The following is a 3818-nucleotide window of genomic DNA, read 5'->3' as shown; positions in this document are numbered from 1 at the left end:
TTGCTTGAGAGTTGTGTTGGTACAAAAAACAAGCTCGCGACGAGGCGCGAGCTAATAAGTTACATTCGAGCTAATAGGATTTGAGCCTGCTCGATCATCTTCTTGCGACCGAAGATAAGGTGACGACGTTTGCCGCCCACCTGACGCCATAGAACAGCACTTCGAATCCCTGAGAGTAGTAGGGCACGAACCTTATGTTGGGTCGAGGTTTGTTGAAGTACCGCTGGCGTGCCAGAAACCTGAATACGAGGGCCGATTGGGCTCACAACATCAAGGTAGATGCTCGCTAGGTTGCTGACCATCTGCTCGTCAAACAAGTCGAAATGTTCACTCTGGCGCTCTGCAGTTTGAATGCGGTCACCAAGCTGAGACATAGAGTCATTGCGAGATGATAGCTTACGTTCAAGCGCCATTAAGCTGATGATGTAACGAGTGATATCGCTACCAGCAGGAGTACTATCGATACCTTTTACTAGGCACTCAAGACCTAATTTTAGGTTAGCTTCACGTCCAAAAACACCAACAGTGTTTGCTGGGCTAGTATTTAAAATAGCACTGAGTGAAGCTTCGAAGGCGTCTTTATCACAATGGCCGTCTTTCGCTACTTGTTGAACCAAAGCCACAGCTTGGCAAATTCCGGCGAAAGCAATAGTACGGTCATAAAGTGTATTAGCCACGTAGTAACTCCTAGTTATCTTCTATCGTTTGTCGTTCGATCAGTTAGATGCGTTTTTCGATGATACCACCGCCAAGACATACGTCGTCTTGGTAGAATACTGCAGATTGACCTGGGGTCACTGCGATCTGTGGTTCGTCAAAAATAACCTTAATGTTCTCGTCATCAATTGGGATGATTGTACAAGGAATATCGGTTTGACGGTAACGTGTTTTTACCGTGCATGTCATAACTTCAGTAATTGGTGTGCGATTTACCCAATGAAGCTGAGAAGCGATCAAACCTTCTGATTTAAGAAGAGGGTGATCTTTACCTTGTACGGCAATCAGAACATTACGCTTAAGGTCTTTTTCACCAACAAACCATGGTTCTTCATTACCGCCACCACCTTTGGTGCCGCCAATGTGAAGGCCTTTACGTTGGCCCAGCGTGTGGTACATCAAGCCGTTGTGCTGACCAATCACTTTACCTTCTGGTGTTTCGATGTCACCTGGTTGTGCTGGTAGGTACTTGCCAAGGAACTCTGTGAACTTACGCTCACCGATAAAGCAGATACCTGTAGAATCTTTCTTCTTCGCTGTGATTAAGTCTTGCTCTTCAGCAATGCGTCGCACTTCTGGCTTTTCTAATTCACCTACTGGGAATAGGCTGCGCGCAACTTGGTCTGAGCTTAGCGTGTAAAGGAAGTAGCTTTGGTCTTTGTTGCTGTCTAGACCACGTAGCATCTCTGGTTTTACGCCAGCATCTAACTCTTCTTGAGTAGGGAAAGTACGACGAACGTAGTGACCCATCGCAATGTAGTCAGCGTCTAGTACTTCATCGGCAAACTCTAAGAATGCTTTGAATTTGATTTCTTTGTTACAAAGAATATCTGGGTTAGGCGTACGACCTGCTTTGTATTCCGCAAGGAAGTATTCGAATACGTTGTCCCAGTATTCTGCAGCAAAGTTGATAGTGTGAAGGTGGATACCTAGTTTGTCACATACCGCCTGAGCATCAGCAAGATCTTCAGCTGCCGTGCAGTATTCTTCGTTATCGTCTTCTTCCCAGTTTTTCATGAAAAGGCCTTCTACCTGATAGCCTTGTTGCTGAAGAAGATACGCCGATACTGACGAATCTACACCGCCGGACATACCGACAATTACTTTCTTTTCGCTGTTTCCAGAGCTGATATCTGACATGTCTAAACACCGTTACTATTACTTGGTCGCAGATTCTAACAGAAAGAGAAACGCCGTGACAGATCCGAGACCGGAATCACAGTTTCATTTGCACAAATAGTGCGCTGAGTTTGTTAGGAATCGCATGAGAGCGAGGTGAGTCGCTAGGATGTCAGAAGTATATGTGGCATAGTCGCTCGAAATCCAAGACCTGAGATAAAAAAATGTCTGAACAAAACGAATTTATGCAAGAAGAGCAGTTGATTGAAATTATTGAAAATCAGCTAGAAGACGGCCAGCCAATTAAGGTAAAAGAGACGTTAATGCGTCTGATGATGACAGGCACAGCGCGTGAAGATGCAATTGCAGCAATGGCATGTGCACTTGCCGTTGAAGTATTTGACGTAATGAAAAATGGCGCAGAGTTTAACCAAAAGCGTTATGCCGAGCATTTAGAGATGCTGCCTGATTTAAGCTTTATGGAAGGCGAATAAAAAAATAGCTCAGCAAACGTTTGCTATAGTTTGAATGATTGCCGCGTTAAATATAGCGCGGTAGAATCCGCCACCTATTTCCCCTTGACTTAGACTAGCCCTATGAAATTCCCTGGACAACGTAAATCAAAGCACTATTTTCCGGTTCACGCTCGTGATCCATTAGTGAGCCAAGCTCAAAGCAGTAAAAGAATGTCACGTACTCATATTATCGGTATTGACCAAACTTTGGTGGATATTGAAGCAAAAGTGAGTTCTGAACTTATTGAGAAGTACGGTTTAAGTAAGGGACACTCACTGGTTATCGGTGATGAAGCGGCTGAGTCTTTATATCAAGAACTAAAAGAACAGTGCCTAATTACCAATGAATATGCTGGTGGCACTATCGGTAATACATTACACAATTACTCAGTACTGGCGGATGATCGCTCAACGCTGCTGGGTGTAATGAGCCAAGATATTAAAATTGGTAGCTATGGTTACCGCTATTTATGTAATACATCAAGCAGAATGGACTTGAACCATTTACAAGGGGTAGATGGCGCAATCGGTCGCTGCTTTGCATTAATTACTGAAGACGGTGAGCGAACTTTCGCAATTAGCGAAGGGCAAATGAACCAACTAAAACCAGAAAGTATTCCTGAAAAGATTTTCAAAAGTGCTTCTGCTTTAGTATTAACGGCTTATTTAGTTCGTTGTAAGCCAGGTGACCCGATGCCTGAAGCAACAATGAAAGCGATCGAATACGCGAAGAAGTACGATGTGCCTGTTGTTTTAACTCTGGGTACTAAATTCGTTATTCAAGACGATCCTGAATTCTGGAAAGATTTCTTAGAGCAACACGTAACGGTTGTTGCAATGAATGAAGACGAAGCCGAAGCCCTAACTGGTGAAAGCGATCCACTCGCTGCTTCTGATAAAGCGCTAGATTGGGTAGACCTAGTACTATGTACTGCAGGTCCTGTTGGTCTATTTATGGCTGGTTACACGGAAGACGCAGCGAAACGTGAAACATCACTGCCTTTACTTCCAGGTTCAATTGCTGAATTTAACCGTTATGAATTTAGCCGTCCTGCTCATAAAGATTTATGTGAAAACCCTACTAAAGTTTATTCACATATTGCGCCTTATATGGGCGGTCCTGAGAAGATCAAAAATACCAATGGTGCAGGTGATGCAGCATTATCTGCTTTATTACATGATATGGCGGCGAATAAGTACCACAAAGAAAACGTGCCAAACTCAAGTAAGCACCAGCATTCATTCTTGACGTATTCATCTTTCTCACAAGTTTGTAAATATTCGAACCGTGCGAGCTATGAAGTATTGGTTCAGCACTCTCCACGTTTATCTCGCGGTCTTCCTGAAAGAGAAGATAGCCTAGAAGAAGCGTACTGGGAAAGATAAGAGACTTTGTTTATCCGCTGCGCACAAGTTTATCAAATGCGCAGCAATGTTTATAAAGAACATTTATGGGTAACAAAATAT

Annotated in this window: 4 protein-coding genes; 2 read left to right on the top strand and 2 right to left on the bottom strand. The window is 43.6% G+C overall.

Annotated features, from left to right (window positions below; translation table 11 throughout):
* Positions 1 to 59: 59 nt before the first annotated feature.
* Together hflD and mnmA are read right to left on the bottom strand one after the other, a co-directional pair.
* Positions 60 to 677: a high frequency lysogenization protein HflD gene (hflD, locus tag BCT81_RS27550; RefSeq protein ID WP_063522343.1), complete on the bottom strand. Its 618-nt coding sequence runs from the start codon at positions 675 to 677 to the stop codon at positions 60 to 62.
* Between the two features lie 43 nt (positions 678 to 720).
* Positions 721 to 1857 (bottom strand): tRNA 2-thiouridine(34) synthase MnmA, encoded by a 1137-nt coding sequence (gene mnmA / locus BCT81_RS27545; RefSeq protein WP_102426521.1) that lies wholly within the window; start codon positions 1855 to 1857, stop codon positions 721 to 723.
* Between the two features lie 203 nt (positions 1858 to 2060).
* On the opposite strand from mnmA, the gene BCT81_RS27540 reads away from it, so the two are divergent.
* Together BCT81_RS27540 and BCT81_RS27535 are read left to right on the top strand one after the other, a co-directional pair.
* Positions 2061 to 2330, top strand: coding sequence for a hypothetical protein (locus tag BCT81_RS27540; RefSeq protein WP_102426520.1), 270 nt, complete (start codon positions 2061 to 2063; stop codon positions 2328 to 2330).
* Positions 2331 to 2432: 102 nt separating this feature from the next.
* Complete coding sequence (locus BCT81_RS27535) at positions 2433 to 3737, top strand: inosine/guanosine kinase (protein ID WP_004742013.1); 1305 nt, start codon at positions 2433 to 2435, stop codon at positions 3735 to 3737.
* Positions 3738 to 3818: the final 81 nt, after the last annotated feature.

It is taken from the genome of Vibrio sp. 10N.261.52.A1 (genome assembly GCF_002876325.1).
Lineage (GTDB): Bacteria > Pseudomonadota > Gammaproteobacteria > Enterobacterales > Vibrionaceae > Vibrio > Vibrio chagasii.
The sequence above is the reverse complement of the archived record's forward strand: the minus strand, read 5'-3'. Positions and strand labels throughout refer to the sequence as shown.